24 protein-coding genes and 1 riboswitch are annotated in these 25,612 nt (G+C 75.2%); of the genes, 5 read left to right on the top strand and 19 right to left on the bottom strand.

Annotated elements, in window-relative coordinates; genetic code table 11:
• Positions 1-173: 173 nt before the first annotated feature.
• The 4 genes from fxsA to ACN20G_RS23820 all read right to left on the bottom strand — a co-directional run bounded on the left by fxsA (position 174) and on the right by ACN20G_RS23820 (position 4,030).
• Positions 174-752, bottom strand: a complete 579-nt coding sequence (gene fxsA, locus ACN20G_RS23835) for an FxsA family membrane protein (RefSeq protein WP_424214852.1) — start codon at positions 750-752, stop codon at positions 174-176.
• Between the two features lie 92 nt (positions 753-844).
• Entirely contained in the window at positions 845-1,627 is a 783-nt protein-coding gene (locus tag ACN20G_RS23830) for a polyprenol monophosphomannose synthase (protein ID WP_424214851.1), read from the bottom strand.
• A 181-nt stretch (positions 1,628-1,808) separates the two neighbouring features.
• The gene (locus ACN20G_RS23825) at positions 1,809-3,440 is read right to left on the bottom strand and encodes an amidohydrolase (RefSeq protein WP_424214850.1); all 1,632 of its coding nucleotides are present in this window, start codon (positions 3,438-3,440) and stop codon (positions 1,809-1,811) included.
• 149 nt (positions 3,441-3,589) lie between these two features.
• Positions 3,590-4,030 carry an Lrp/AsnC family transcriptional regulator gene (locus tag ACN20G_RS23820; protein WP_424215652.1) on the bottom strand — a complete coding sequence of 147 codons (441 nt, stop codon included), beginning with the start codon at positions 4,028-4,030 and terminating at the stop codon, positions 3,590-3,592.
• A 214-nt stretch (positions 4,031-4,244) separates the two neighbouring features.
• Here ACN20G_RS23820 and ACN20G_RS23815 point away from each other — a divergent pair, with 214 nt between their 5' ends.
• Entirely contained in the window at positions 4,245-4,676 is a 432-nt protein-coding gene (locus ACN20G_RS23815) for a hypothetical protein (protein ID WP_424214849.1), read from the top strand.
• Between the two features lie 109 nt (positions 4,677-4,785).
• Here the strand turns inward: ACN20G_RS23815 and ACN20G_RS23810 are convergent, their stop codons facing one another.
• The 3 genes from ACN20G_RS23810 to ACN20G_RS23800 form a co-directional block, all read right to left on the bottom strand.
• The gene (locus ACN20G_RS23810; RefSeq protein ID WP_424214848.1) at positions 4,786-5,880 is read right to left on the bottom strand and encodes a phosphotransferase family protein; all 1,095 of its coding nucleotides are present in this window, start codon (positions 5,878-5,880) and stop codon (positions 4,786-4,788) included.
• A 37-nt stretch (positions 5,881-5,917) separates the two neighbouring features.
• Complete coding sequence (locus ACN20G_RS23805) at positions 5,918-7,051, bottom strand: hypothetical protein (protein ID WP_424214847.1); 1,134 nt, start codon at positions 7,049-7,051, stop codon at positions 5,918-5,920.
• 196 nt (positions 7,052-7,247) lie between these two features.
• Complete coding sequence (locus ACN20G_RS23800; RefSeq protein WP_424214846.1) at positions 7,248-8,420, bottom strand: acyl-CoA dehydrogenase family protein; 1,173 nt, start codon at positions 8,418-8,420, stop codon at positions 7,248-7,250.
• Positions 8,421-8,866: 446 nt separating this feature from the next.
• On the opposite strand from ACN20G_RS23800, the gene ACN20G_RS23795 reads away from it, so the two are divergent.
• Together ACN20G_RS23795 and ACN20G_RS23790 are read left to right on the top strand one after the other, a co-directional pair.
• Positions 8,867-9,466 (top strand): DUF6230 family protein, encoded by a 600-nt coding sequence (locus ACN20G_RS23795; RefSeq protein WP_424214845.1) that lies wholly within the window; start codon positions 8,867-8,869, stop codon positions 9,464-9,466.
• Positions 9,457-10,686 (top strand): DUF6114 domain-containing protein, encoded by a 1,230-nt coding sequence (locus tag ACN20G_RS23790; RefSeq protein WP_424214844.1) that lies wholly within the window; start codon positions 9,457-9,459, stop codon positions 10,684-10,686. The genes ACN20G_RS23795 and ACN20G_RS23790 overlap by 10 nt, the downstream gene beginning before the upstream one ends.
• Before the next feature lie 34 nt (positions 10,687-10,720).
• Here the strand turns inward: ACN20G_RS23790 and ACN20G_RS23785 are convergent, their stop codons facing one another.
• Together ACN20G_RS23785 and ACN20G_RS23780 are read right to left on the bottom strand one after the other, a co-directional pair.
• Positions 10,721-10,906: an SCO1431 family membrane protein gene (locus ACN20G_RS23785; RefSeq protein WP_424214843.1), complete on the bottom strand. Its 186-nt coding sequence runs from the start codon at positions 10,904-10,906 to the stop codon at positions 10,721-10,723.
• Positions 10,907-11,064: 158 nt separating this feature from the next.
• A complete protein-coding gene (locus ACN20G_RS23780; RefSeq protein ID WP_424214842.1) occupies positions 11,065-12,441 on the bottom strand; it encodes a peptidase C39 family protein in 1,377 nt (458 codons plus the stop codon).
• A gap of 171 nt (positions 12,442-12,612) precedes the next feature.
• Here ACN20G_RS23780 and ACN20G_RS23775 point away from each other — a divergent pair, with 171 nt between their 5' ends.
• Entirely contained in the window at positions 12,613-13,245 is a 633-nt protein-coding gene (locus ACN20G_RS23775; RefSeq protein ID WP_424215651.1) for a uridine kinase family protein, read from the top strand.
• A 326-nt stretch (positions 13,246-13,571) separates the two neighbouring features.
• The gene (locus tag ACN20G_RS23770) at positions 13,572-15,671 is read left to right on the top strand and encodes an AAA family ATPase (RefSeq protein WP_424214841.1); all 2,100 of its coding nucleotides are present in this window, start codon (positions 13,572-13,574) and stop codon (positions 15,669-15,671) included.
• A gap of 98 nt (positions 15,672-15,769) precedes the next feature.
• Here the strand turns inward: ACN20G_RS23770 and ACN20G_RS23765 are convergent, their stop codons facing one another.
• The 10 genes from ACN20G_RS23765 to ribD form a co-directional block, all read right to left on the bottom strand.
• Positions 15,770-16,810: a hemolysin family protein gene (locus ACN20G_RS23765; protein ID WP_424214840.1), complete on the bottom strand. Its 1,041-nt coding sequence runs from the start codon at positions 16,808-16,810 to the stop codon at positions 15,770-15,772.
• On the bottom strand, positions 16,807-18,255 hold the full coding sequence (locus ACN20G_RS23760; protein WP_424214839.1) for a hemolysin family protein: 1,449 nt from the start codon (positions 18,253-18,255) through the stop codon (positions 16,807-16,809). Before ACN20G_RS23760 ends, ACN20G_RS23765 begins: the two co-directional genes overlap by 4 nt.
• A 322-nt stretch (positions 18,256-18,577) precedes the next feature.
• Positions 18,578-19,045 (bottom strand): PH domain-containing protein, encoded by a 468-nt coding sequence (locus ACN20G_RS23755; RefSeq protein WP_424214838.1) that lies wholly within the window; start codon positions 19,043-19,045, stop codon positions 18,578-18,580.
• A 182-nt stretch (positions 19,046-19,227) separates the two neighbouring features.
• Entirely contained in the window at positions 19,228-20,076 is an 849-nt protein-coding gene (gene hisG / locus ACN20G_RS23750; protein ID WP_424214837.1) for an ATP phosphoribosyltransferase, read from the bottom strand.
• Positions 20,077-20,187: 111 nt separating this feature from the next.
• Positions 20,188-20,460: a phosphoribosyl-ATP diphosphatase gene (locus tag ACN20G_RS23745; RefSeq protein ID WP_424214836.1), complete on the bottom strand. Its 273-nt coding sequence runs from the start codon at positions 20,458-20,460 to the stop codon at positions 20,188-20,190.
• Between the two features lie 35 nt (positions 20,461-20,495).
• A complete protein-coding gene (ribH, locus tag ACN20G_RS23740; protein WP_424214835.1) occupies positions 20,496-20,981 on the bottom strand; it encodes a 6,7-dimethyl-8-ribityllumazine synthase in 486 nt (161 codons plus the stop codon).
• A gap of 79 nt (positions 20,982-21,060) precedes the next feature.
• On the bottom strand, positions 21,061-22,353 hold the full coding sequence (locus ACN20G_RS23735; protein ID WP_424214834.1) for a bifunctional 3,4-dihydroxy-2-butanone-4-phosphate synthase/GTP cyclohydrolase II: 1,293 nt from the start codon (positions 22,351-22,353) through the stop codon (positions 21,061-21,063).
• Positions 22,350-23,009, bottom strand: coding sequence for a nicotinamide mononucleotide transporter family protein (locus ACN20G_RS23730; protein WP_424214833.1), 660 nt, complete (start codon positions 23,007-23,009; stop codon positions 22,350-22,352). The genes ACN20G_RS23735 and ACN20G_RS23730 overlap by 4 nt, the downstream gene beginning before the upstream one ends.
• Positions 23,006-23,647 (bottom strand): riboflavin synthase, encoded by a 642-nt coding sequence (locus ACN20G_RS23725; protein WP_424214832.1) that lies wholly within the window; start codon positions 23,645-23,647, stop codon positions 23,006-23,008. The genes ACN20G_RS23730 and ACN20G_RS23725 overlap by 4 nt, the downstream gene beginning before the upstream one ends.
• A complete protein-coding gene (ribD, locus tag ACN20G_RS23720; protein ID WP_424215650.1) occupies positions 23,648-24,769 on the bottom strand; it encodes a bifunctional diaminohydroxyphosphoribosylaminopyrimidine deaminase/5-amino-6-(5-phosphoribosylamino)uracil reductase RibD in 1,122 nt (373 codons plus the stop codon).
• 257 nt (positions 24,770-25,026) lie between these two features.
• Positions 25,027-25,156: riboswitch (FMN riboswitch) on the bottom strand.
• Positions 25,157-25,612: the final 456 nt, after the last annotated feature.

Raw genomic sequence — 25,612 nt, 5'->3', positions numbered from 1 at the left:
GGGGCCCCTCGGGCTTTTCGCGCGCGCCCGCCGGTTCGTCCTGCCGGGCCCGCTCCCCCGGCTCCCCGCGCGGGCCCCGTAACCGACCGTGGCCCGTCACCGCGAGAACGCGGTGACGGGCCACGGGGGACACAGCGCCGGGGGACCCGGGCGCGGGGCCCGGGTCGGCGGGGTCAGGAGGTCAGACGGGGCAGGTCCGGGTCGGCCGGGCGGGCCGGGGCGCCGTCCTCGCGGAGGACCTCGCCGGGGACGACCTTGCCGTCGGGGAAGTGGATCCGGGCCTGGGTGTAGGCGTCGCCGAGGCCGCCGGGGCGCTGCGCGGCCGCCGTCATCCTCTTCTCCAGCGAGCGGCCGAGCCGGTCCGCGACCAGCTTGCGCACCCCGGGCACCAGCAGGACCAGGCCCAGCACGTCCGAGAGCAGGCCCGGGATCACCAGCAGCACGCCGGCGAGCATCAGCATGCCGTTGCCGGTGCTCGCCTGCGGGCCCTCGGGCAGGGTGCCCTCCTGGGCCTTGCGGAAGGTCTCGTTGAGGTTCCGGAACGCCCGGCGGCCGGCCTTCTTGATCGTCACCACGCCGAGGGCGGTGCCGGCCAGCAACAGCGCGAAGACCGCGAGACCGCCCGCCCACTGGGCCACCAGGCCCAGCAACCAGACCTCCAGGACCAGCCAGGCGGCGAGGGTCAGCGGGATGAACGTGCGGGTACGGGTGCGTCGTCGGGGGGCCGTCGGGGTGGGAAAGCCGGTCGTCATGCCCCCAGTGTGCCCAAGAGAGCGTAAAAACCGCCTCAGCCGCAGGTACCGGCCGTCCCCTAGGGGACGGCCGGGGTCCGGAGCGGGCGGGGTCAGCCCTTGGCGGGGCCGCCGGCGCCCGGGATGCCGAGTTTGGCGGCGCGGGTGGAGACGCCCCAGCCGGTGACCCGCCACAGCGCCTCGACCACGATGTCGCGGCTCATCTTGCTGTCGCCGAACTCGCGCTCGACGAAGGTGATGGGCACCTCGACCACGTGGTAGCCGGCGCCGACCGCGCGGCGGGCGAGGTCGACCTGGAAGCAGTACCCGGCCGAGGCCACGTCCTCCAGCCCGAGGCCCTCCAGGGTCTCACGGCGGAAGGCCCGGTAGCCGCCGGTGATGTCGCGCAGCGGCACGTCCAGCATGAACCGCGAGTAGGTGGAGCCGCCCCGGGAGAGGAACTCCCGGCTCTTGGGCCAGTTCACGACCCGCCCGCCGGGCACCCAGCGGGAGCCGAGCACGAGGTCGGCGCCCTTGAGCGCGGTGAGCAGCCGCGGCAGTTCCTCGGGCTGGTGGGAGCCGTCGGCGTCCATCTCCACGAGGACCCCGTACTCGCGCTCCAGGCCCCAGCGGAAACCGGCCAGGTAGGCGGCGCCCAGGCCCTCCTTGCCCTGGCGGTGCAGCACGTGCACCTGCTCGTCCTCCGCCGCCAGTTCGTCGGCGATCTTGCCCGTGCCGTCCGGGCTGTTGTCGTCCGCGACCAGCACGTGGGCCTGCGGCACCGCCGCGCGCACCCGGGAGACGATCGGCCCGATGTTCTCCGCCTCGTTGTAGGTCGGAATGATCACCAGGGCCGTGCCGAGCGGTCCGTAGCGCCGCTCACCGCCGTCGCTCACTGAGTCCCCTTCGTCTCTGCCGATTCGTCTCTGCAGGTCGTCTCTGCCGGTCGTCTCCGCCGGGCGTCGCCGCCGCGTCGGACGCACCACTCTAGAGCGTGTCCGCGGGGCGCACGTGACGCACGGGGGCGGACGTGTGTCCCCCGAACGCCCGCGGACCCCGTGCGCGCGGCCCCCGCGCTCAGCCGGCGTCGCGGACGAAGACCTCGCGGCCGGCCACCACCGTGGCCAGGCACAGCGGGGTCGGCGCGCCCGGCAGCAGTTCCGGCAGGCCCGGGGTGCCCGAGCGCGGGTCGGTGGACCAGCGGGCCACCCGGTCGTCGGGGGCCTGCACCACGAGGTCGGCGGTCTGCCAGATCGCGTAGTCGGCGGGGGCGCCGGGCACCAGCACGCCGGCGTCGTCGCGTCCCAGGGCCCGCCAGCCGCCCCGGGTGTGGGCGGTGAAGGCCGCCCGGACCGAGATCCGGTGTTCGGGGGTGCGGTGGAAGGCGGCGGCCCGGACGGTGCCCCAGGGGTCCAGCGGGGTGACCGGGGCGTCGGAGCCGAACGCGAGCGGCACCCCGGCCTTGAGCATCGCGGCGAAGGGGTTGAGGCGGGCGGCCCGCTCGGGACCCAGCCGGTCGGCGTACATGCCCTCGGGGCCGCCCCACAGGGCGTCGAACGCGGGCTGCACGGAGGCGGTGAGCCCCAGCTCGGCGAAGGCGGCCACGGCCTCCGGGGAGATCATCTCGGCGTGTTCCACGCGGTGCCGGGCGGCCCGCACGCGGCCCAGGCCGACCTTGTCGGCGGCGGCCCGGATCCCGGCGACCACGGCGTCGATCGCGGCGTCCCCGATGGCGTGGAAGCCCGCCTGGAGCCCGGCCTCGGTGCAGCCGGCGACGTGCCGGGCGACGGCGTCGGCGTCGAGGTGGGCGGCGCCGGTGTGGGCGGCGTCGGCGTACTCCCCGTGCAGGCAGGCCGTGTGCGAGCCGAGGGAGCCGTCGGCGAAGAGGTCGCCGGCGGCGCCGATCGCACCGAGTTCGCGGACCAGGTCGAGGTCGGTGTCGGCCCAGTAGCCGAAGACCCGGGGTCCGGGTTCGGCCGCGGCCAGGGCGAGCAGGCCCGCGAAGTCCTCGGGCGAGGAGATCTCGGGGCCGCCGCACTCGTGCAGGGAGCCGATGCCCAGGCTCGCGGCGCGGGCCCGGGCGGCCCGCTGGGCCTCGGCGCGCATGGCGGGGGTGACGGCGGCCAGGGCGGCGGCGCGGACGGCGTGGTGGGCGTCCCCGGTCAGCGGGGCGACGGGGTCGAAGCCGGCGCGGTCGGCGACCCCGGGCACGAGGTCGAGGAGGGCCGTGGTGACGACGGCGGAGTGCACGTCGATCCGGCTCAGGTACAGGGGCCGGCCGGCGGTCGCGGCGTCGAGTTCGGCCCGGTGCGGGGCGCGGCGTTCGGGCCAGCGGGCGGCGTCCCAGCCGTGGCCGAGCAGGATCCGGTCGGCGGGGCGGGCGGCGGCGTGGGCGGCGACGGCGGCGAGGGCCTCGGCCAGGGAGCCGGCGGCGGACAGGTCGAGGCCGGTGAGGGCCAGGCCGGTGCTGGTGACGTGGGTGTGGGCGTCCACGAACGCGGGGGTGACGAGGGCTCCGTCGAGGTCCACGATCCGGTCCACGCCGCCGGCGAAGGCGTCGGCGGCCCCCTCCGAGCCGACCCAGGCGATGTGCCCGCGTTCGACGACCATCGCGGTGGCGAAGGGGTCGGCGGGGCTGTGGACCTCGCCGCCGCGCAGCAGCACGGTGGTGTCCGCGGGCGGGGTGTGGGGGGTGGCGCTGTCGGTCATGGGGGACAGTCTGGCGGGTCGGCGGGCCGGGTCGGTACGCGGGTCCGTCGGCCCGGCGCGCGGGGGCGCGGGGAAGGTGCCCGGTGCGGCGGGCGGGGTGGGGCGGCGGCGTCGGCGCCCCGGGGGACGGTTCGCGGGTGACCGGGGGGTCAGACGCGGGGCGGGCGGGCCTCGTAGGGGGTGGAGAGGACCACGGTGGTGCGGGTCGAGACCCCGGCCAGGGCCCTCAGTCGGCCGAGCAGGTCCTCCAGTTCGAGCGGGGTCGCCACCCGGACCTTCAGGATGTAGTTCTCGTCCCCGGCGACGCTGTGGCACGCCTCGATCTCGGGGACCCCGGCCAGGCGCTCGGCGATGTCGTCGGGGGCGCTCGGGTCGAAGGGCTTGACCGAGATGAACGCGGTGAGCGGGAGCCCGACCGCCTCCGGGTCGACGACGGCCGCGTAGCCCCGGATCACACCGCGCTGTTCCAGCCGGCGTACTCGCTGGTGGACCGCCGAGGTCGACAGGCCGGTGGCCTTGCCGAGATCCGTGTAGCTCATCCGCCCGTCCCGTACGAGCAGATCCACGATCTGGCGGTCCAGTTCCTCCATTGCACTCATAGCCGCACAACCTATTGCCCCCGGGCGCCCCCGGCACAGTGCCGGTCCGCCGGAAGTGGCACCTGCGGCGGGCATGTGACGAAGGCCACAGGGGTATGCAGGCGTACGCCGGCCTGACGCGGTTACTCGTGGCGCCCTTCGGGAAGTGCTTGCTGTGGCCGAGGCCGAAACCGTATGCCCGGCCCACCCAAGGGGGAGTACACCCATGTCGCACACCAAGCGTTTCGGCACGGCCGATTCGGAGCCTCTCGATCCGTTCGAGGACGAGGAGGGGTTCGGGGACGACGCCGAGTCCTTCGTTACCCACCACGCGCTCTGCCCCGACTGCGGGCAGGCGATCGCGCTGGTCGCCGACGAGGAGTTCCTGCCGCAGCACGCCCTCTGCCTGAGCCCGTGGAACCCGTTCGGCCTGACCGTGTGCGCGGGCACGGGACGCCCGGTGGACGAGAGCGCGCCGGAGCCGCTCGTCGAGGATGCCCCGGCGCCCTCGGGCGCGGTCGAGCAGCCGGTGGTGCTGCTGGCGCTGCCGCAGGGCCTGGACTGGCGGACGCAGCCGTTCTCGCACGTGGGCGGGCCGGGCTCGCGGCCGGTGCGGGCCGCGGCCCCGCTCTTCCCGCAGCTGCGTCAGGCCGCCTGAGGGGGGCGCCCGGGGCCGCGGGCCCGTACGCCGAGGCCGGGGCCGCCGGGCGGGGTCGACCGACCCGTCCGGCGGCCCGGTCCGCGTGCGGGGCCGGGCGGTCATCCGCTCACCAGTAGGTGCCCTCGATCATGGCGGCCAGGCTCGCGTGGTGGAGGATCAGCCGATCGGGGTCGGCGGGGACCTCGGTCTCGCCGAAGTGGACCTGCCGGTAGGCGATGCGGAGCATGACCACGGCGTGCCGCAGGGCCGCGTAGAGGGTGTGGAACTCCATGTCGCGGGGGGTGTGGCCGGTGAGTTCGGCGTAGCGCCGTTCGATGTCCTCGCGGCGCAGGAACTCGGGCAGGCCGGGCTGGCCGAAGGAGACCGTGAGGTCCTGGAAGAAGCGGTGCAGGTAGACGGTCCAGCCGAGGTCGACCTCGGCCGGGGCCAGGGCCGCCATCTCCCAGTCGAGGACGGCGACGGGGGTGAACCCGTCGTAGACCACGTTGCCGATCCGGGCGTCGCCCCAGTTCAGGACGGGCTCGCCGGGGTCGGTGGGCCAGAGTTCCTCCAGGCGGGCGAAGGCCCGCTCGATCAGCGGCGAGGGGGCCAGTCCGGCCACGACCCAGGCGTAGTAGGCGCGCTGGGCGTCCACGTGCCGGCGCAGCGGGTCGCCGGCGCCCTCGGGGAGCAGGAACTCGGCCTCCTTGGCGGGGAATTGCCGGTGCAGGCGGGCGATGAGGTCGACGCTGGCGTCCTGGAGGGCGGCGCGTTCGGCGTCGGTGGCGGCGTGCAGCCAGTTGCCCTCGTACGTGTAGGGCATGACGTCGGGCGGGACCCGGCCCTCGGCGCGGGCCATGACGAAGAAGGGCGCGCCGAGCGGGGCGGGGTCCTCCTCCAGCCACAGCACGCGCGGCACGGGCAGGTCGGTGTGGGCGGCGACCAGGCTCAGCACGCGGTGTTGCCGGGCCATGTCGTAGCGGGGGAAGACGGTGTAGGCGGCCGGGTCGGCGGCCAGACGCAGGGCGCAGCCGGTGACGGGGGCCTCGGGGTGCGCGAGGTCGAAGAGGACGGTCTCGCTGGACATGCCGTTGGAGGCGGGGACGGTCGCGTTCTCGACCCGGGCGCCGGGGAGGGGGCCGGTGTCGAGCCAGCGGGTGAGACGGCGGGCGAGTTCCTCGGGGTCCCGGGTGGTGGTGCGGGGGCGGGGGGCCGTGGCCATGGGTGCTCCTGTCCGTGGGCGGGGGCGGGGGCGGGGCTCAGGGGGCGACGGAGGTGTGGTCGGCGAAGCCGCTGGGGTCGTGCCGGCCGAAGCTGCCGTGCTCGAAGATCCCGTGTCCGATCCGCCCGTCGAGGGTGAAGCGGGCGGCGTGGTCGGTGACCCCGTAGGCGGCCATGGGGTGGGCGGCGGGGTCGGAGAGGTCGTACACGCGGCGGTCGACCCAGTTCCGGCCCTGCCAGGTGCCGTGTTGCCAGTCGGCCGAGGGCGGGTAGCCGGCGCCGACGGCGAGGGGGGAGGAGGCGAGGATCTCGACGCCGAGTTCGAGGGGTTTGCGGGCGGGGTCGGTGAGGTGGACGACGGCGGAGCGGGGGTGTCGGGTGCCGGGGGCGTAGCGGATCTCGGTGTAGGGCCAGCCGAGTTGGGTGTCGGGGCGGCCGGCGGCCTCGGGGAGGACCTGGGTGGCGCCGCTGAGGGTGCGGTGCCCGTCGGCGTCCTCCTGGGCGATGACCATGAGGAAGCGGTCGGGGAAGCGGACGGGGATCCAGAGCCAGTGGAAGCCCTCGGTGCGGTGTTCGGCCTCCAGTCGGCCGGGTTCCTCGCCGGGGATGGGGCGCACCCCCCAACTGCGGTCGCGGGTGCCGGTCCACTCCTCGGCGGTGAGGGTGAACTCCCGTCCCCGGGCGCGCAGTCGGCCGGTGACGTTGCCGGCCTGGACGAAGCGGCGGCCTTCGAGGGTGAGGCGGTCGCCCTTGTGCTGGGTGTGGTGGGGTTCCCACAGGGCGGGGAACTCGGCGGTCCAGACGAGTTCGTAGCTCAGGCCCTCGGGGTCGGCGGGGTCGGGGTCGCAGCGCAGGGTGAAGCGGCGCAGGGGTTCGTCGACGTGGATGCTCAGGGGGCCGACGGTGAGGTTCGTGCGGTCGTCGCCGAGGGCGTCGGAGGCGCGGACGGCGATCAGCTCGTCGCCCAGGCGCAGGGTGGCGTAGGCGTCGACGACCCCGGTGTTGGGGTAGACGCCGAGGCCGAGGATGAGGACGGCGCGGCCGGCGTGGTCGACGACGTGGAAGATGCACCGGTCGTAGGCGTTGCGGTCGCCGGTGACCACGTGCTTCATCGAGAGCGGGGCCTGGTGGATCGGGTACTCGTCGAGGGCTATGGGGCGGTCCGCGGGCATGGTGCACACCTCCGGGGCGGGGCGGGTGGCGCCGCGTGGGCGCGGGAGAGATGACGGTACGTCAGATCTCCCCGCGCGGACCAGAGTCGTGTCAGTCCCTGCCAGTTCGGCACGTCCGGCCGCCCCGCACGCGCCGCCGCCCGCCCCCGGGAGCGGGGACGGGCGGCGGCTGCGACCGGCGGGCGCCGGGGGTGGTTCAGGCGCTCTCGGGGCCCAGCAGGTGGCGGGCGATGACCATGCGCTGGATCTGGTTGGTGCCCTCGACGATCTGGAGCACCTTGGCCTCGCGCATGAGGCGTTCGGCCGGGAAGTCCTGGGTGTAGCCGTAGCCGCCCAGGATCTGCACGGCGTCGGTGGTGACGGCCATGGCCGCGTCCGTGCAGAACAGCTTGGCCATCGCGGCCTGGCGGGAGAAGGGCCGGCCGGCGTCCCGCAGCCGGGCCGCCGCGAGGTAGAGGGCGCGACCGGCCTCGACCTTGGTGGCCATGTCGGCCAGCAGGAAGCGCAGGCCCTGGAAGTCGCCGATCGGGCGGCCGAACTGGCGCCGGTCGGTCATCCAGGCGCGGGCCTCGGTCAGGGCGGCCTGGGCGAGGCCGACGGCGCACGCGGCGATGCCGAGCCGGCCCGAGTCGAGGGCGGCCAGCGCCAGGGTCAGCCCCTGGCCCTCCTCCCCCAGTCGGCGGGAGTCCGGCACCCGGACCCCGTCGAAGTGGACCTGGGCGGTGGGCGAGCCCTTCATGCCCATCTTGCGCTCGGGGGCGGCGGCGGACAGGCCGGGGGCGTCGCCGGGCACGAGGAAGGCCGTGATGCCCTTGGGGCCGGGGCCGCCGCTGCGGGCGAGGACGGTGTAGAAGTCGGCGACCCCGCCGTGGGTGATCCATGCCTTGGTGCCGGTGAGCACCCAGTCCTCGCCGTCGCGGACCGCCTTGGTGGTCAGCGAGGCGGCGTCGGAGCCGGCGGCGGGCTCGGAGAGGCAGTAGGCGCCCAGCAGGCCGCCGCCGAGCATCGCGGGCAGGTGCTCGGCCCGCTGTTCCTTCGTGCCGAACCCGGCGAGGCCGTGGCAGGCCAGGGAGTGGACGCTGACGCCGAGGCCGACGGTCAGCCGGGCCGCCGCCAGCTCCTCCAGCACCTGGAGGTACACGGCGTAGGGCTGATCGCCGCCGCCGTGCTCGCCGGCGTAGGGCAGCCCGAGCAGTCCGGAGTCGGACAGGAGGGTGAACAGCTCGCGCGGGAAGCGGCCGGCCTCCTCTTCCTCGGCGGCCCGGGGGCGGATCTCGCGGTCCGCGATCTCCCGGACGAGCGCGAGCAGGTCGCGGGCCTCCTCCGTGGGCAGTTCCCGGTCCACTTGCTGCGCGGCGCGGTCGGTCATGGCCTCGCTCTCCTCCCTGATCGGGCACGGCGACGGCGCGCGGGGTGGGGCACGCCGCCGGTCACGGTGCTCTCACAGCCGATGCTGCCCGTCCGGGTCACGGAGGCGGGCGCGATCAGGGCTGCGGCGGCACGAGTATGGCCGATCGGGGGGCTCCTGTCACTGGTCGCCGATCACTCTCCGCGATCCGCTCCCCTCGGCTCCGCCCTCATGATCGACGCGCGGAAGGGCCCCGGACCGCCGGAACCACGGCCGTGCAGCACTGTTGACGCAAATTCAAATAGCGCCCTAGCCTCGACGGGACGGAGCGGGCCCGTCCCGCGCCCCACCACCCCCGCGAGTGATCCTCGATCGGCACCGGACGGGGTCTCGGCACCCGCCCCGGGTTCGTCACTTCCGCACCGGCACTCCCCCGCGCACCACACGACGTACGGGAGGCACCACACATGACAGCCACCACCGGCCGGGTCCGCCTGCGCCGCTCCGCCCTGATCGCGCTGCCCGCCGTCCTGGCCGTGGGCGTGCTCGGCACGGCGATGGCCCAGGGCGCCCTGGCCGCGACCTTCGCCGTCTCCGGCACCTCCTTCCAGGTCTCCTCGTCCAAACTGGCCGCCTCGGGCCTCTCCTCCTACGTGGAGGTGGACAAGGCCGTGGACGGCACGGGCCATCCCGTGGCCCTGCTCGGGATCGGCAAGGCCACCCTGGACGACATCTGCCAGTCCGCCACCGTCGGCACCCCGCTGGGTCCGGTGGTGTTCCGGCTGACGGCGGGCGGCGAGGCCGGGAAGGTCACGGCGAGCAACCTCGTCATCGACGGCGAGGACCTCAGCGGCGACGCGGAGTTCGGCACCGCGCAGATCGGCCGCGACGCCTCCACCCTGGACGCGGTGGAGGGGATCCGGGGCCCGGCGGGCAAGTTCGGGCTCCAGGCCGGGAACATCACGGTCAACGGCGTCAAGTCGAACGCGTGGGCCGCGACCGGCGGCGACTTCAAGCTCAAGGGCCTGAAGCTGAGCGTCGACCTGCGCGGCAAGACGTGTTTCTGAGCCGTTCCGGCGGGGACGGCGGCACCCGCGACAGCGGGCCGGGGGCGCACGGGCGCGGCTACCGTCGCGAACGCCGCCCGCGCCCGTCGCTCCCCCGGCCCGCGCGGCGGGCCGGGCCGGCGGACCCCGCCCCGGACCTCGCCCCGGACCTCGTAGCCCCGAACCGGGACACCGCGCCCCGCCCCGAGGCCGAGCCGGTGCCCGTGCCGCCCGAGCCGGTCGTGGGCCCGGTCGCGGCGGCCCCGGCCGGCGGGGGGCGGGCCCTGCGCGCGGCCCTCGGGGCCCGGGTCGAGGCCGTCCTGCCGTGGCCGGGCCCCCGGGCCCGGCTGCGGGCGTGGCGGCGGACCCGGCCGTTCTGGGGCGGGCTGCTGGTGCTGCTGGCCGGGGCGGAGCTGCTGCTCGTGCCGCTCTCCCCGCTGCCGATCCTGATCAGCCTGGGGCTCGGGGGGATCGCGGCGCTGGGCATCGGGGCGGCGCTGCTGCTGGCGGGGCTGTTCCTGTGGCTGCTGCCGCAGGCCCGCGCGTACGTGGCGGTGCACGCCGTGCTGCTGTCGGTGGTCGCGTTCGTGGTGACCAACCTCGGCGGGTTCGTGATCGGCACCCTGCTCGGCATCGCGGGCGGCTCGCTGGCCTTCGGCTGGACCCCGGACCCCGACCCCGACCTCGACTCCGCGCCGGGCCCGGGTCCCGCGCGCGGACGGCGTCGACGGCGGCCCGGTCCGGCCCTGCTGGTCCTGCCGCCGGCGCTGGCCCTGCTGGCCTCCGTGCTCGGCCCGCGGCCCGCGCACGCCGCGCCGGCCCCCGGGACCCCGCGGGCGCCGCGGGTCCCGCCCACCGTCACCACCTCCCTGTTCGCCCCCCGGGGCTTCGCGCTGGCCGGGGTGACGGAGGTGGAGACGGCGGACGGGCCGCTGCGGGTGCTCGTGCTGCGGATGCGGGCGGCCTCGCTGCGGGACTACCGGCTCGGCACGCGGGACGCCGATCCGGGGCGCTACGGGCTGGCCGCGGACTCGCTGGAGCTGACCGGGGAGGTGACCCTCTACCTGACCCGGTTCAGCGGCTGCATCGAGGGACTGGTGTGCGTGACCTTCAGCCCGGACGGGCTGCCCGCGCCGCCGGTGATCCCGCCGTTCGTGTTCATGACCAAGGTGAGCGCGGAACAGGCCCTGGTGACGGCGGACACCATCCGCACCGAGGGCCTGCGCCTGGACGCGGCCTGAGCCGCGCGGGTCCGCCTCGGAAGGCTCGGAAGGCTCAGAACCAGCCGACCTGGGTGACGAACATCGCCACGACCACCACGAGGGTCCAGCCGAGCACGTGCTCCAGCCAGGAGGAGCCCTCGTCCTCGGGGCCGCCGGTGCGCGCGGCGGCGCGGCGGCGGGCACCCGGCAGGAGGGCGGCGACGGACGGGGCGGGCGGGGTGGCGCTCTCGGTGCTCATGGGGGCTCGCATCACGGGTTCGGGTGGTGTCGGACGTCCCCCCGAGGTCCGCCGGTAACCCTCTCAATGTGCCGGCCGGAACCGGTTCGCGGGGGGAGACCTTCGTCACCGTCCCCGCCGCGCGCGACCCGGTCCGGCCCGCCGAAAGCCCCTGCCGGTCAGAGCAGCCCGACCGCCCGCAGCGCCCGCAGCTGGCTCGGGGCCGGGCGGTCCGGGACGCACACGTAGGCGATGCCGCCGCCGCCCGACACCGTCTTGCCGGCGGCGTTGCGACGCTTGGTGCGCAGCCACACGGTCTCCCACTCGTGGCGCCGGTACACCCGGCGCACGGCCGGGTTGGTCGGCGCGTGCGGGTCGTTGAGGACCGGATCGCCGTCCGCCGTGAAGCCCACCAGGGCCATCAGGTGCCCGGCGGTGCCGTAGCCGGCCCCGGTGAGCTCCTCGGCGAGGAAGGACTGCGAGGTGATCAGCGGGATGCCGGCGGCGATCAGGGTCTCGGCGGCGGCCAGGGAGTCGAAGCGGGCGACGACGGCGGCCAGGCCCCGGTGGGAGGCGAGGTAGGCGGCGTTGAAGGACCAGTTCCCGCAGCCCCCGTAGGCGAGGTCGTAGGTGCGGCGGGCGGCGTCGCAGACCTGCGGGTCGTCGTACTCGGGGCGCACCCAGGCCAGCCGGGCCGGGTCCGGGCGGCGGCCCCAGTACTCCAGGACCATCGTGCACGAGGTGGGGCTGCACCATGCCTCGCCGCCGTTGTCGTACTCGGGGTAGCGGCCCCGGTGCACCTCCTGGGAGTGGCGGGGCACGGCCAGCTCGCGGGCCTTGCCGGGGCTGCTCGCGGGCACCTCGAAGCGGTTGGGGACGGCGGAGGCCATCGCGCCGACCAGGCGCACCACGGGGGTGACGGCGCTGCCGGGGCGGCGGCGCAGGGTGAGGCGGAAGCGCCAGTGGGTGATCCGGTGCGGGCCGGCCGGGTCCTTGACGGCGAGGGTGTCGGTGGAGACGGCCGCGCGGTCGTCGCCCTGCCCGTCCACCGAGGTGCGGCGGATGTCCGCGTCCTCCTCGGCCCAGTGGCCCAGGGTCCACCAGGGGCCCTCCACGCCGTCCCGGTAGGTGGGCCGCAGCTCCACGGTCAGCCAACTCCCGGCCGGGACCTCGGCGTTCCACGAGGCCACCAGCTCGGTGGCGGCCACGTCCGTGCGGTGCGCGGGCGAGGTCCACACGGCGTGTTCCCAGGTCTCCGCACGGCCGGTGTGCGGATCGGTGTACGGGGCGCGGCCGACGGCCCGGTCGATCACGATCCCGGGCCGGCCCGCGACGGTCGCGACCCGGGTGCCCCGGTGTTCGCCGGCGGCGAGCCGGGCCCGGTCGTACCAGAACCGGTGGTCCACGCCGGTGGGCCGGGGCCCGCCCGGCGCACCGCCCGCGCCCACGGGCGGCGGGGGCGCGGGCTCCCCGGCGGCGGAGGCCGGCACCCCGGCGGCGGTGGCGGCGGCGAGCGCGGCGGCGAGGACGGCGCGGCGCGGAGTGGCTGCGGTCATCGGCGGTACCCCCATCTGTGGTCGGTCCCGCCCAGACTCCCAGCTCCGCCGCCCTCGAACCACGCTGCGCGCTCGCGTGTCGCCACCCCCTACGCTGGCCGGGTGCACCCGCGACCCCCCTCCCCCGCTTCGCCCGAGCCCCTCGCCCCCCTCGTCTCGGGGCTGCTGCCCATGGCCCGGGAGCTGGCCGCGCTGCCGCCCTCGCTGGGACGCACCCGGTTGATCGGGGTGGACGGGCACGCCGGTTCGGGGAAGTCCACCTTCGCGGGGCACCTGGCACGGGCCCTGGCCGCGCTGCCCGAACCGCCGGCGCACGGGGTCGAGGTCTTCCACGTGGACGAGATCTCCTCGCACGCCGAGCTGTTCGGCTGGGCCGGGCGGCTGCGGGCCGAGGTGCTGGAGCCGCTGGCCGAGGCCCGGGACGCGCTCTGGCGCCCGTACGACTGGCACGCCGGGGCCCGGGGTCCGGCCCGGGTGCTGCCGGCCGCGTCGGTGGTGCTGTTGGAGGGGGTGGGCGCGGGTCGGCGGGAGCTGCGGCCGGCGCTGGCGGGCCTGGTGTGGATGGAGACCGCGCGGGAGCTGTCCTGGGGGCGCGGGCGGGAGCGGGACGGGAGCGCGTTGTCCGCCTTCTGGGACGGGTGGGAGCGCGCCGAGCGCGCGCACTTCGCCGACGATCCTTCACGCCCCTTCGCCGATCTCGTGGTGCGGCAGGGCGGGGCGGGGTACGAGTGGACTCGCGTGGCCGACGGGAGCCCCGTCGAGGGCCGTTCGGTGACGCGGAGTGAAGGGCTCCGGGACGCCTGACGGGGCGTCGGCTCGGGCGGCCGGCGCGGCCCTCGGGAGCCGCTTGACCGCCCGTCGGGCCCGCCGTACGTTCTCCATGCGCGGTCTTTTCGGTCGCGACGGGCACGAAGCCCCCGGTTGTTCCCCCGTGACCGGGGGCTTCGTCGTACCCCTTCCCCGGGCCGCGCGGTGCGGCCCCCGCGCCCCGACACCCCCGCGCGTGACACTCCGTCACCGTGTTCGGTCCCGGCGCGCGCCGCACGCGGCGGACACACCCTGGGTATGCGCGGTCACCGCGGGTACGATGCGAGCCTGATTTCCACGGGGGCAGGCTTGTGGGGGACGTGATGGACTTCGGCTCACCGGGCGGCTCGACCGCCCCCGCCGAACTCGCCTGGCTGCGCGGGGTGGACGCCTGCACGATGGGCGCCTATCCGCAGGCCGAGGAGGAGTTCCGCACGGCCGTGCGGCTGGATCCGGGCATGGCCGACGCCTGGTTGGGATTGCACGCGCTGCGCGTGGACACCACCACGGCGCTGTTGCGGATGCACGCGCACCGGGACCGGTTCGGCGAGCAGCGGGCCCGGCACCGGCGGACGCTCAACTCCTGGTACTGGCTGGGCTGGTGGGTGCAGCCGGTGCTGGAGAGCGGCCGGGACCTGCTGCTGGCGCACGCCTCGCACTGGCTCGACGGCCGGCACGTGCCGGAGCTGGACCGGGCGCTGGCCGCGCTGCCGCCGGTGGACACCGATCCGCAGGTGCGGTTCCTGCACGCCTGCCGGGCGTACCTGGTCAAGGACTGGGAGCAGTTGGTGCGGCACACCGAACCGCTCGTGGACGACCCGTTGTTGGGCATCGAGTCCGGGCTGTTCGGCGGGATGGCACGGGTGCGGCTGGAGATGTTCGGGCAGGCCGAGCCGATGCTGGCGACGGCCCTGATGCGCTGCCGCAGCGAGCAGCCGCAGCGCAAGGAGCTGCGGTACTGGCTGGCGCGGGCGTACGAGGGCACGGGGCGCAGCGCCGCCGCCTTGCCCCTGTACCGGGCCGTGCACCGGGTGGACCCGGCGTTCATGGACACGGCGGCGCGGCTGACGGCGATCGCCGAGAGCGACGACCTCGACGGGATGGCGGGCCTGGCGGGTCTGGCCGGGCTGGTGGGGCCGGGCGGTCCGGGCGGGTACGCGGGGGCCCCGGGCGGGGCCCATCCGGCGCTGGTGGCGGGCGGCGGGACCCCGGGCGGCGCGGGCACGGGCACGGGCGGCGCGGGCACGGGCGGCGGCGCGGGGCCGGCCGGTGGGCCGGGCACGGACCCGGGGCCGGCCGGCGGGGCGCCCGAGCGGCCGGGCCCGCTGGTGCCCGGACAGGCGGGGCCCCCGGGCGGTCGGGCGCCCGTGCCCGACCCGCAGGAGGTGGAGGCCGAGGGACCCGGCGGCTGGGGCGCTCCCCCGCACGGCCCGCGGCCGGCCCCGAGCGCCCCGGACGCCCGCTCCCGGGGCGGCGTGCCGGGTCCGCGCGGCGCGGCCCCGGGGCTGCCCGCGGGGCCGGCCGATCCGGAGTTGTTGGCGCAGGCGCTGGCCGAGCTGGAGGGGATGGTGGGGCTGGAGCCGGTGAAGCGGCAGGTGCGGGCGTTGTCGGCGCAGTTGCACATGGCGCGGTTGCGGGCCGAGCAGGGCCTGCCGGTGCAGCCGCCCAAACGTCACTTCGTGTTCTCGGGGCCCTCCGGCACCGGCAAGACCACGGTGGCCCGGATCCTGGGGCGGGTGTTCTACGCCCTCGGGCTGCTCGGCGGGGACCATCTCGTGGAGGCCCAACGCTCCGATCTGGTGGGCGAGTTCCTGGGCCAGACGGCGGTGAAGGCCAACGACCTGATCGACTCGGCCCTCGGCGGGGTGCTCTTCGTGGACGAGGCGTACAGCCTGTCCAACTCGGGCTACAGCAAGGGCGACGCGTACGGGGACGAGGCCCTCCAGGTGCTGCTGAAGCGCGCCGAGGACAACCGGGACCACCTCGTGGTGATCCTGGCGGGCTACCCGGCCGGCATGGACCGGCTGCTCGCCGCGAACCCGGGGCTGTCCTCGCGGTTCACCACCCGCGTGGACTTCCCCAGCTACCGGCCCGTCGAGCTGACCTCGATCGGCGGGGTGGTGGCCGGGGCGAACGGGGACGGCTGGGACGAGGAGGCCCTGGAGGAGCTGCGCAGCATCAGCGGGCACGTGGTCGAGCAGGGCTGGATCGACGAACTGGGCAACGGCCGCTTCCTGCGCACCCTGTACGAGAAGTCCTGCGCCTACCGCGACCTGCGGCTCGCGGGCAGCGGCGGGGACCCGAGCCGCGAGGACCTCGCGACGCTGCGGCTGCCGGACCTGATGCAGGCGTACGGCGAGGTGCTGTCGGGTCGCGGCCCCGGCGACCGCGACCCCGGCCGCACGGACCCGCCCGCGTTCTGACCCGTCCGCGCGGCACGCGACCGGCCCCGGCCCCCCCTGTCGGGGCGGGGTCCGGGGCCGGTCGGGTCACGGAGCGGGTCGGGTCGGGACGGGTCGGGTCACGGGGTGGGGACGCGGTGGGCGGGGTCGCGGACCTCGCCCACGAGCATCTCCAGCACGTCCTCCATCGCCACCAGTCCGAGGACCCGGCCGCCGGTGACCTCGGTGACCTGCGCCAGGTGGGTGGCGTCGCGCCGCATGACGCCGAGGGCGTCGTCGAGCGGCAGGGTCGCGCACAGGGTGGGCATCCGCCGCCACACCCGCTGGGGCACGGCCCGGTCCCGGTCCTCCAGGTCCAGCACGTCCTTCACGTGCAGGTAGCCCATGAAGGCGCCGGTCTCGGAGCGGACCGGGAAGCGGGAGTATCCGGTGCGGACGGTGAGTTCCTCCACCGCCCGCGGGGTGACGGAGGGCCCGACGGTGACCAGCCGGTCCCGGGGCAGCAGCACCTCGCGCACGGAGCGGCTGCCGAGTTCGAGGGCGTCCTCCAGCCGTTCCTGCTCCGCCGGGGCCAGCAGCCCGGCCTGGCGGGAGTCCTGGACCAGCCGGCCGAGCTGGGCCCGGGTGTAGACGGCCTCGACCTCGTCCTTGGGCTCCACCTTGAACAGGCGCAGCACGAGGGCCGCGCAGGCCCCGAGGGCCTTCGTGACGGGTCCGCAGACCCGGGCGAAGGCCACCAGGCCGGGGCTGAACCAGAGCGCGGCCCGCTCCGGGGCGGCCATGGCCAGGTTCTTCGGGACCATCTCGCCGATGACCAGGTGCAGGAAGACCACGGCGGCCAGGGCCGCCGCGTACCCCAGGGGGTGGATCAGGGGCTCGGGCACGTGGGCGGCGTGGAAGACGGGTTCCAGGAGCCGGGCCACGGTGGGTTCGGCGACGGCGCCCAGGGTGAGGGAGCAGACGGTGATGCCGAACTGGGCGGCGGCCATCATCCGGGGCAGGTTCTCCAACCCGTACAGGACGCGGCGGGCCCGGGCCGAGTCCGCGGCGAGGGGTTCGATCTGGCTGCGGCGGACCGAGACCAGGGCGAACTCGGCGGCCACGAAGAAGCCGTTGCCGAGGACGAGCAGGAGGGCGAAGAGGAGTTGGGCGGCGCTCATCGGGCGGCTCCCGCCGTGACGCGGCGCGGGGCCTCGGGCACGGACCCGGTCCGGGGACCGGCCGCGGCCTCGGGCCGGGGGGCGCCGGCCGGCTCGGGGCGGGGCCCGGACCGCGCGGGGTGCGGGGCGGGCGCCGGGACGGTGCGAACCAGCCGGACCCGTTCGGCCCGGTAGCGGCGCACCTGGCGCACGGAGAGCCGCCAGCCGGGGAGTTCGGCGCGGTCGCCGGGGGCGGGGATCCGACCGAGGAGGTCGGCGACGAGACCGGCGACGGTCTCGTACGGGCCCTCGGGGACCTCCAGTCCTATCCGGCGCAGGGTGTGCACGCGGACGCTGCCGTCGGCCTCCCAGGAGGGGCGGCCGTCCTCGGCGGGTCCGGCGGCGAGTTCGGGGCCGGCGGAGTCGGCCAGGTCGTGTTCGTCACGGACCTCGCCGACCAGTTCCTCGACGATGTCCTCCAGCGTCACCACGCCCGCGGTGCCGCCGTACTCGTCGACGACCACGGCCATCGGCTGTTCGCTGCGCAGCCGTTCCAGCAGCGGCTGGACCGGCAGGGTCTCGGGGACCAGCAGGGCGGGCACGCACAGGGCGGCCACGCCGACCCGGGCCCGGTCCGCCTCGGGCACCGCGAGGGCGTCCTTGAGGTGGACCACGCCGGTGATCTCGTCGATCCGGCCGGTGTGCACGGGGAACCGGGACAGGCCGGTGGCGCGGGTGAGGTTGAGGACGTCGGCGGCGGTGGCCGAGGCGTGCAGGGAGCTGACCTTGACCCGGGGGGTCATGACGTGTTGCGCGGTCAGTTCGGCGAGCGAGAGGGTCCGCACGAACAGGTCGGCGGTGTCCTGCTCCAGGGTGCCGGCCTGCGCCGAGTGGCGGGCCAGGGAGACCAGTTCGCCGGGGGTGCGGGCGGAGGCCAGTTCCTCGGTGGGTTCCACGCCCAGGGCGCGCACCAGCCGGTTGGCGACCGCGTTGAGGCCGGCGATCAGGGGGCGGAAGAGTCGGGAGAAGGCGTGCTGCGGGCCGGCGACGAACCGGGCCACCTGGAGCGGGCGGGAGACCGCCCAGTTCTTGGGGACCAGTTCGCCGATCACCATCTGCACGGCGGAGGCCGCGAGCATGCCGACGACCACGGAGACGCCGGAGACCGCGCCGGGGGGCAGGCCGGTGGCCGTGAGCGGGCCGGCGAGCAGGGCGGCGAGCGCCGGTTCGGCGAGCATGCCGACGACCAGCGAGGTCAGGGTGATGCCGAGTTGGGTGCCGGAGAGCTGGAAGGACAGCTCCCGCAGGGCCGCGACCACGGTGCGGGCGCGGCGGTCGCCTTCGGCGGCGGCGCGTTCGGCCTCGGGGCGTTCCACCGTGACGAGGCCGAATTCGGCGGCCACGAAGAAGCCGTTGGCGAGGATCAGGGCGAACGCCGCCAGGAGCAGGAGTAGCGGGATGGTCATGCCGCCGCCTCCGGGAAGAGGGCGGCGCGGGTACTACCGGACGATCCGTCCATTGCTGGAGGGAGTCACTCCTCTGGTCGTCGGAACCCTCGGCCGGCAGGAGCCGGGGCTGTGGTGCGGGGGCGCGGCCCGGGGGCCGTCCCGGGCACCAGGGTAGTCACTGGGGTCCGTGTCGCAATGGCACGGTCGAGTGGCCGGTGGGCCGACACGCCGCGCGGGGTGGCGGGGGGCCGGCGGCGGGGCGCGGCGTGTCGCGGCGCGTCGCGGGGGCCCCGCCGGGGGGTGCGCGGCGGGGGCGGGAGGGGGCCGGACGGGTGGCGGGTCAGCGGTCGGCGGGGCCGGTGCCGTGTCCGTCGGCGAGGGCGCGCAGGGCGCGGGCGTCGGCGATGGCCCGGGCGCGGTCCACGCCGGGCTGGATGCCGAGGACGGGGAGGCTGGTGCCGTCGCTGAGGTCGAGGAAGACCCAGGGGTCGCCGGGACGCAGGTTGACGCGCAGGATCTGCGCCCACTGGAGGCGACGGGTGGTCGTCAGGTTGACGATCGTCACCCCGTCGGCGTCGGCGGTCACCTTCGGGCGGGAGAGCAGCACGAGCACGGAGGTCAGCAGGGCGCCGACGAAGAGGAAGCTGATCCGCTCGCCGGGGTCGAGCCGGTCCAGGCCGAGGGCGATGAAGGCGATGGTCGCGAACATGACGGCGCCCACGCTCAGCAGGATCACCCGGGTCCGGGTCGGTCGGAAGGTGACCGGGAGGACGGTGGGGCCGGCGGGCTGGGTGGTGGTCTCGGCCATCGTGGTGCCTTCTGTCGGACGTGCGGGGCGTGCCGGGCGTGCCGGGTCGCGGACGCCGGGTGCCGGGGCCCGGGCCGACCGCGGGGGTCGGACGGGCCTGGCTGTCGTCTCGTACGGTACGCCGCCGCGCCCGCCGGGCCGCCCCCGGGGTGGCCGGGGCGGGTCGGCGGGCGCGGGGTGGGTCAGAGCCGGCAGGCGTGGATGGAGGTGGTGAGGATGGCGCGGGCGCCGAGCTCGTAGAGGTCGTCCATGATCCGCTGGGCGTCGCGGGCGGGGACCATGGCGCGCACGGCGACCCAGCCCTCGTTGTGCAGCGGGGAGACCGTCGGGGACTCCAGGCCCGGGGTGAGGGCGACGGCCTTCTCCAGGTGTTCGGCGCGGCAGTCGTAGTCCATCATCACGTAGCTGCGGGCCACCAGGACGCCCTGGAGGCGGCGCAGGAACTGGCCGACCTTGGGGTCCTCGGTGTCGGCGCCGCGCCGTCGGATCACGGTGGCCTCGGACTTCAGGATGGGCTCGCCGATCACCTCCAGGCCGGCGTTGCGCAGGGAGGTGCCGGTCTCGACCACGTCGGCGATGATCTGGGCCACGCCGAGCTCGATGGCGGTCTCGACGGCGCCGTCGAGGTGGACCACGGCGGCGTCGATGCCCTGGTCGGCGAGGTGCTTGGCGACGATGCCCTCGTAGGAGGTGGCGATCGTCATGCCGCCGAAGTCCTCGGGGCCGTTGGCGGTGCCGGGCTTGGTGGCGTAGCGGAAGGTGGAGCGGCCGAAGTTCAGCGGCAGGATCTCCTCGGCGTCGGCGCCGGAGTCCAGCAGCAGGTCGCGGCCGGTGATGCCGATGTCGAGCTTGCCCGAGGCCACGTAGATCGCGATGTCCTTGGGGCGCAGGTAGAAGAACTCCACGTCGTTGTCGGGGTCGACGGTGACGAGTTCCTTGGACTCCTTGCGCTGCCGGTAGCCGGCCTCATGGAGCATCGCCGACGCAGGTCCGGAGAGTGAACCCTTGTTGGGGACGGCGATGCGCAGCATGAGGTCTTCCTTCGGTGCGTGGTGACGGGAACGGGAAGTGCGCGGGCGGGCGCGCGGCCCGGGGGCCGGGCCCGCCCGGTGACGCGTGGGTGCGGTGCGGTGGGACCCGCTCTAGAGGTGGGCGTAGACGTCGTCGAGGCTGATGCCCCGGGCGATCATCATCACCTGGACGTGGTAGAGGAGCTGGGAGATCTCCTCGGCGGCCGCGTCCTTGCCCTCGTGTTCGGCGGCCATCCAGACCTCGGCGGCCTCTTCGACGACCTTCTTGCCGATGGCATGGACCCCCTTGCCGACGAGTTCGGCGGTGCGGGAGGTCGCGGCGTCGCCGCTCGCTGCCTTGAGCTGGAGTTCCGCGAAGAGCTCTTCGAAGGTTTTGTTCGCCATGATGGTCCTCAGAATACGGGGTCCCGGGGCGTCGATCAGCGCCAGGGTTCGGCGACGGTGCGCAGGGTCATGGCCGTGGAGACGGCGGCGGTGACCGCTTCGTGCCCCTTGTCCTCGCTGGAGCCCTCAAGGCCCGCGCGGTCCAGTGCCTGCTCGTCGTTGTCGCAGGTCAGTACGCCGAAGCCGACGGGGACTCCGGTGTCGACGGACACCTGTACCAGGCCCTGGGTGACGCCCTGGCAGACGTAGTCGAAGTGCGGGGTGCCGCCTCGGACGACCACGCCGAGGGCGACGATGGCATCGTAACCCCGTCCGGCGAGGACCTTCGCCACCACCGGCAGTTCGAAGCTGCCGGGGACGCGCAGCAGGGTGGGCTCGTCGATGCCGAGCTCGTGCAGGGCGCGCAGGGCGCCGTCCACCAGCCCGTCCATGACCTTCTCGTGCCACTGGGCCGCGATGACCGCGACGCGCAGGTCGCCGCAGTTCTTCACGCTCAGTACGGGTGCGCCCTTGCCGCTCACAGTTCTCCTCGGTGCTTCTCGTCGTTCCGGGTTCGGGTGGTTCGGGGTGGTGCGGGGTGCTGCGGTGGTGCGGATGTGGCTATTGGTTGGCGCAGGTGGAGCCGGCCACCGGGGCGTCCAGCCAGGGCAGGTCGTGGCCCATCCGGTCGCGCTTGGTGCGCAGGTAGCGGGCGTTGTGCTCGCCGGCCTGCACGGGCATCGGCTCGCGGCCGGTGACCACGATCCCGTGCCGGACCAGGGCCTCGGTCTTGTCGGGGTTGTTGGTCATCAGGCGCGCCGAGCGGACGCCGAGGTCGGCGAGGATCTGGGCGCCGGCGCCGTAGTCGCGGGCGTCGGCGGGCAGGCCGAGTTCGAGGTTGGCGTCCAGGGTGTCGCGTCCGCGTTCCTGGAGCTCGTAGGCGCGCAGTTTGGACAGCAGGCCGATGCCCCGGCCCTCGTGCCCGCGCAGGTAGACGATGACGCCCCGGCCGGCCTCCCGGACGCGTTCCATGGCGGCCTGGAGCTGGGGGCCGCAGTCGCAGCGCAGGGAGTGGAAGATGTCGCCGGTCAGGCATTCGGAGTGCATCCGGACCAGCACGTCGTCGCCGTCGCCGACCTCGCCGTGGACGAGGGCCACGTGCTCGACGCCGTCCACCGTGGAGCGGTAGCCGTGGGCGGTGAACTCGCCGTGGGCGGTGGGCAGGTGGACGGTGGCCTCGCGGCGCACGGTGGGTTCGGCGGCCCGCCGGTAGTCGATCAGGTCCTCGATGGAGATGATCGTCAGGCCGTGCTTGCGGGCGAAGGGCACCAGTTCGGGCAGCCGCAGCATGACCCCGTCCTCGCCGGCGATCTCCACGATCACGCCGGCCGGGCGCAGGCCCGCGAGGCGGGCGAGGTCCACGGCCGCCTCGGTGTGGCCGGGGCGGACCAGGACGCCGCCGGGGCGGGCGCGCAGCGGGAAGACGTGGCCGGGGCGGACGAAGTCGCCGGGCTCGGCGTCGCCGGAGGCCAGCAGGCGCAGGGTGGTCGCGCGGTCGGCGGCGGAGATGCCGGTGCTGACGCCGTGGGCGGCGCTCGCGTCCACCGAGACGGTGAAGGCCGTCTGCATGGACTCGGTGTTGGCGCGCACCATCTGCGGGAGGTCGAGGCGGTCGAGCTCCTCGCCTTCGAGCGGGGCGCAGATCAGGCCGCGGCACTCGCTCATCATGAAGGCGATGATCTCGGGGGTGGCCTTCTCGGCGGCGATGACGAGGTCGCCCTCGTTCTCGCGGTTCTCGTCGTCCACGACGACCACGGGGCGGCCGGCGGCGATGTCGCGGATGGCCTGTTCGACCGGGTCCAGGCGCAGGTCGGTCTCGGTCGCCGGGCGGGGGGAACGGTGCGCGGTGGTCATGCCGTGGCTCCTTCCAGGGTCTGGGCGGGGGCGGGGGCGGTGCGCGAACGCTGGTACCAGTCGTGGGCGCCCCACAGGACCAGGGCGAAGTAGACGACGTAGACCAGGCCGGAGAAGGCCAGGCCCGAGGTGAAGGCGAGCGGGACGCCGACGAGGTCGACGAGCAGCCAGGCGAACCAGAACTCGACCAGGCCGCGGGCCTGGGCCACCATCGCGGCGAGGGTGCCGACGAAGATGTAGGCGTCGGCCCAGGGGGACCAGGACAGCGAGGGGTAGAGGGAGAACAGGCCGCCGACGGCGAGGGTGCCCGCGGCCGCGCCGCCGATCAGCAGGCCGCGTTCCTTCCAGGTCGCGGTGCGCACCGCGATGGAGCCGTCCTGGGCCTGCTGCCGGCCCCGGCGCCACATGGCCCAGCCCCAGGCGGCGACGCCGATGACGAGGAGCTGCTTGCCGACGCCGCCGGCGAGGTGGGCGGAGGCGTAGGCGGTGACGAGGATGGCGCCGGAGGCGAGCTGCGCGGGCCAGGTCCATATCGAGCGGCGCCAGCCGAGGGCGAGGGCGGCCAGGCCCATCAGGTTGCCGATCATGTCGGACCAGATGACCTTCTGGTGGAAGACGGTGAACGCCTCGGCGTTCAGCCAGCCCAGGGCGTTCATCGGGCGCTCTCCTCGGGGGTCTCGGTGGGGGCGGGGGTGAGGGGGTCCACGCCGGCGGCGAGGAGGCGTTCGACGTACTTCGCGAGCACGTCGACCTCCAGGTTGACCGGGTCGCCGGGCTGCTTGATGCCGAGCGTGGTCAGGGCCAGGGTGGTGGGGATGAGGCTGATGGTGAAGGAGTCGGCGGCGGCCTCGACCACGGTGAGGCTGACGCCGTCCACCGTGATGGAGCCCTTCTCGACCACGTAGCGGGCCAGGTGGGCGGGCAGGCCCACCCGGACCAGCTCCCAGTGCTCGGAGGGGGTGCGCGAGAGGATCTCGCCGGTGCCGTCCACGTGCCCCTGCACGAGGTGTCCGCCGAGCCGGCCGCCGAGCGCCATGGGGCGCTCCAGGTTGACGCGGGAGCCGGGGGCCAGGTCGCCGAGGCTGCTGCGGCGCAGGGTCTCGTGCATGACGTCGGCGGTGAACTCGTCGTTCCCGGTCTCCACCACGGTCAGACAGACGCCGTTGACGGCGATCGAGTCGCCGTGCTTGGCGTCCTGCGTGACCACGGGGCCGCGCAGGCGGAAGCGGGCGGCGTCCGCGAGCTGCTCGACGGCGGTGACCTCGCCCAGTTCTTCGACGATTCCGGTGAACACTCAGTGCTCCTTGGGGGCGGTGGTGGTGGGGACGACGGGGGTGGTGCGGGCCGCGACCGTGCGGGGCGTCGCGGTGACGCGCAGGTCGGGGCCGATTCGGGTGACCTCGGTGAGGTCGAGGCGGAGGGTGTCGGCGACGGTGGTGACGCCGGCCGGGCCGAGGGCGGCGGGGCCCGCGCCGAGGAGGGCGGGGGCGAGGTAGCCGATCACGCGGTCGACGAGGCCGGCGGCGAGGAGGGCGCCCGCGAGGGTGGGGCCGCCCTCCAGGAGGACGGAGCGCACGTCGCGGGCGTACAGCTCGGCGAGCAGTCGGGCCGGGTCGGGGCGTCCGTCGGGGCCGAGCGGCAGGCGCAGCACCTCGACGTGCCCGGTGTCGGGCCCGGTCAGGTGGTCGGTGTCGGCGTCGGGGCCGACCGCGATCAGGGTGGGGGCCGCGGTGTCCAGGACCCGGGCGCCGGGCTTGACGCCCGCGTGGGTGTCGAGGACCACGCGCAGGGGCTGGCGGGCGCCGGGCAGGTCGCGGACGGCGAGGTGCGGGTCGTCGGCGCGCAGGGTGCCGGAGCCGACGAGGACGGCGTCGGCCTCGGCGCGCAGCCGGTGCACGTCGGCGCGGGAGTCGGCGGAGCTGATCCAGCGGCTGCTGCCGTCGGCGGCGGCGCTGCGCCCGTCGAGGGTGGCGGCGTACTTCCAGGTGACGTGGGGACGCCCGCGGCGGACGGCGGTCAGCCAGGCGGCGTTCCCGGCCTCGGCCTCGTCCCGCAGCAGGCCGGCGCGGGTCTCGATCCCGGCGGCGCGCAGGGTGGCGGCGCCGCCCGCGGCCTGCTCGTTCGGGTCGGGCACGGCGTACACGACGCGGGCCACGCCGGCCTCGATCAGGGCGCGGGAGCAGGGGCCGGTGCGACCGGTGTGGTCGCAGGGCTCCAGGGTGACGTAGGCGGTGGCGCCCCGGGCGGCCTCGCCCGCGGCGCGCAGGGCGTTGACCTCGGCGTGCGGGCCGCCGGCGCGCTCGTGCAGGCCCTCGCCGACGAGGGTGCCGTCGGGGGCGATCAGGACGCAGCCGACGACGGGGTTGGGGCTGGTGTGGCCGAGGGCGCGGGCCGCGAGGGCGACGGCGCGGCGCATGGCGCTCTCGTCGTCGTACGGGGTGCGCGGGTCGCGGGGTGCGGTCGCGTCGGTGGAGCCGGCCACGGAGGTCCTCCTGCCTCGTCGGGCACGGACTCCGGGGGTCTGTCGGGACGCGACAGAGAGGAAGCGGACGCGGATGCGCGGGGTCGTTCGCCCGGGAAGACGGTGGATCGACACGGGTGCCCGCGGTCTTTGCGACTCGCGGGTACACGGGCCTTCCGACCGAAAGGGGCGGCAGTCCGCGCACCGGCCCGCCGCGCACTGCCTCCCATCCGGACTTTCACCGTCGGTCCAGGAATTTCACCTGATCAACCGACCACTGGAGGTGGCCGGGTCGCGGACTTTACCGCCGGTTCGGAATTACACCGACCCCGGAGTGCGCTGCTGCTGGTACATCGCCAGTGTGCCACGGTCGATCAGCGGCCATGCGAGTGACCACATGTGGCCTGGGTCACACGCAAGGGTGATTCAAGCCGCGTTCAAGCCGGAAACCCGCCGCGCGACCGCCCGAACCTCGAAATCGCGCACGAATCACCCCCCAATGCCCCGGTTCGCGACGGGATCGGGATGCGGGCGGGGCCCGGACCGGCACGTTTCGGCCGGCCTGCGCCCTGTCACGAACATGCCCGAAACCGGACGGGTCCGACCCCTCCCTCGCGGCTCGCCCGAAGCCTCGCTCGACCCCGTGACGCCTTTGGTCCAGACCTATTGACGGGTTGGTCTAGTCCTCTTAATGTTCCCTTCACATTCCCCAGGGAGCCGGTCCCGCCGACGTGCACGTCACGGGCCGAACAGCGCCACACGCGTCACCGCACACCTGTTGTGTCCCTCTTTTCAGCA

The sequence above is a fragment of the Streptomyces dryopteridis genome (genome assembly GCF_049606955.1).
Taxonomy (GTDB): Bacteria; Actinomycetota; Actinomycetes; order Streptomycetales; family Streptomycetaceae; genus Streptomyces.
This window is presented reverse-complemented; position numbering and strand designations above follow the sequence as displayed.